Annotated in this window: 1 protein-coding gene and 3 pseudogenes; 1 reads left to right on the top strand and 3 read right to left on the bottom strand. The window is 60.5% G+C overall.

The features are described 5' to 3' along the window. Positions 1 to 300 precede the first annotated feature (300 nt). Positions 301 to 981 (top strand): annotated as a pseudogene (locus tag ACEQXV_RS11235) (IS6 family transposase). A gap of 54 nt (positions 982 to 1,035) precedes the next feature. Here ACEQXV_RS11235 and ACEQXV_RS11230 read toward each other — a convergent pair. From ACEQXV_RS11230 to ACEQXV_RS11220, 3 genes and pseudogenes are all read right to left on the bottom strand, one after another. Continuing rightward, positions 1,036 to 1,266, bottom strand: a pseudogene (locus tag ACEQXV_RS11230) (3-keto-5-aminohexanoate cleavage protein); the annotation flags it as partial. Next, positions 1,263 to 2,096, bottom strand: coding sequence for a shikimate dehydrogenase (locus ACEQXV_RS11225; RefSeq protein ID WP_372525690.1), 834 nt, complete (start codon positions 2,094 to 2,096; stop codon positions 1,263 to 1,265). The gene ACEQXV_RS11225 and the pseudogene ACEQXV_RS11230, both read right to left, overlap by 4 nt. A 2-nt stretch (positions 2,097 to 2,098) precedes the next feature. Beyond that, positions 2,099 to 2,331 (bottom strand): annotated as a pseudogene (locus ACEQXV_RS11220) (C4-dicarboxylate ABC transporter permease); the annotation flags it as partial.

The raw sequence follows: 2,331 nt of genomic DNA, 5'->3' as shown, positions 1-2,331 counted from the left end.
TGCCCAAAAGGTGAATAATTCATCTGTTGGTATGCGATGACGCCCCGGCACCTGTCAAAAATTTTCGGGACCGGCGTTCAGGGCGCGAATACTCCCGGCGCCAATGTTGCCGATCCGACACGCTGCGGTTTTACCCTGCGGAATTGGTATATTCTGGTTGGCCTGGTGGCCCGCCCCTGCCCCCTCGGCGCCTTTCCCGGCGGGACACGGGCCGGGTTCTGCCGCAAACTTTAGTTCTTGACCGATGTGTGCTGGAGGACTGCAGGTTCGTGGGGTCGGGCGCTGTTCGGAGGGAGTAAGATGATCTCATTCAAAGGCGCTCGGTTTCCGAAGGAAGTCGTCCTCTTCGCGGTCTTCGTCTGCGTTCGCTACTCGGTTTCATGAAGAAATGCGGAGGAGATGATGGCCGAGCGCGGCGTCCAGGTTGACCATGCGACTCTCAATCACTTGGTGGTCAAATACCCCCACTGATTGCCGCCAATGCGCGTCTCCGGAAAGATCCAACTGTTCGTTCCTGGCGCATGGATGAAACCTGTGTCCGGGTGAAAGGCACGTGGGTTTACTTCTACCGGGCCATCGACAAGCTCGGGAAAAAACTGAACTTCATGCTGCCGAAGCGGCGCAACAAGAGGGCTGCGACCATGTTCTTCCCTCGGGCGCTGGAAGTAAACGGTCTGCCCCGCAAGATCGTCATCGACCGCTGTGGGACAAACGCGGCCGGGATCAAGGCAGTGAACCGAATGCTACGTAGCTTTGGATATTTGGTCCCGATCGAGACGGTCCGGACCAAGTATCTGAACAACCATGGTTGAGCAGGTTCACCGCACCGACAAAAAGCGTATTCGACCGATGCTGGGGTTCGGGTCTTTCGTCTCCGCATCGGCAACGTTCGAAGGGATCGAAGCCGCCAAAATGATCCGCAAGGGCAAGATGACGCCCGGCCTCTGCCCGTTCACGCAATTTACGGCACTGGCGGCCTGACAGAAGAAGATCGGGGCGCTTCTCCCGGCTGCCCAGAAGCTTGCAAAAGAACGAGGCGCGACGCCGCAAATCGCCGGTCAGCCCTTCGAAGTCGCGGAAGGACTGGAACAGCGTGATCTCAAGTCAGTGGTCGCGGATCATTGCCCCGATGTCGCGGGCCCTGCCCACATCGGCAACGAAATCTTGCCCAAAGATCTCGATACCGTCGAACCCTGCCTTGGCGATGGCGGCCGGTTTCGCGCGTAGCGTGCCAGATATGGAAAACGTGGCGATTGAGGTTTTCACTGCGCCACCTCCAGCGCTTGTCGCAAAGCGATCCGATCCAATGGTTTGCCGCCAGAGAAATGCTCCCAAGCATGGACGCCTTGCCAGAAGAACAGTTCGTAGCCGGAAATGATGTCCAGACCTCGTGCGGTGGCGTCCTTCAGGAATTGCGTATCGACCGGCGTGTAGACCGCGTCAAAGGCCCAGTCTGCCCCTTGCATCGCATCCGCGGCCAGCGGCGTGCCGTCATAGCCGACCATGCCGACGGGTGTGCCGTTCAGCAAGCCCTGCGCCCCCCGGGCAGCTTCGGTCGCATCTGCAAAGGCGGCAATGCGGGTGTCACCGGCAACCGCACGCAGATCGTCCGCCAGCGCCTCGGCCTTCGCCATAGCACGGTCCACCAGCCGGATTTCCGTGGCTTTCAACGCGACCAACCCAAAGGCCAGCGCCCGCCCGACCCCACCGGTGCCGATCAGGCAGCTGATGCCGGGGACGTCGATCCGTGTCGCGCGATAGGCCGCCACGAAACCGGTATAGTCGGTGTTGAACCCTTTCGGTCCATCAGCATCGAAAAGCACCGTGTTGACCGCCCCGCTGGCACGCACCCACGGGTCATCGACCGTCACCTTGGCCGCGGCGCGTTCCTTGTAGGGGTACGTGACGTTGATCCCGCGAAACCCGTGGCCGGGGCACTGATCAAACACCGCGTTGAACTCTTGCCCCAGATCACGCGGGATCAGACGGTCATATTGCACGGTCATGCCGTTCTGCTCACCAGCCAGCCGGTGCAGCAAAGGCGAACGCGACCGGGCGATATTGTCGCCGATCAGGCCCAGATGCAGATCGGGCATGGTCATGCCTCCTTGAACAGCTTGGATTTGCCCCAACGCCAGACAGGGGTCTGAGAGACGAATACGAGGATCACGGCCACCAACAACGTCAGGCTCAGCGGGCTGGTGACGATCCCCCAGAAGAAGCGGCCCAGTTCCTCGCGCTCGGAGATGATCGCGCGGCGCCAGTTGTCATCCAGAAGGCGTGACAGGATCACCCCAAGGATCACTGGCCCCAACGGATAGCCGTAATGCC

The organism is Nioella sp. (assembly GCF_964229645.1).
Classification (GTDB): Bacteria; Pseudomonadota; Alphaproteobacteria; order Rhodobacterales; family Rhodobacteraceae; genus Nioella.
The sequence above is the reverse complement of the archived record's forward strand: the minus strand, read 5'-3'. Positions and strand labels throughout refer to the sequence as shown.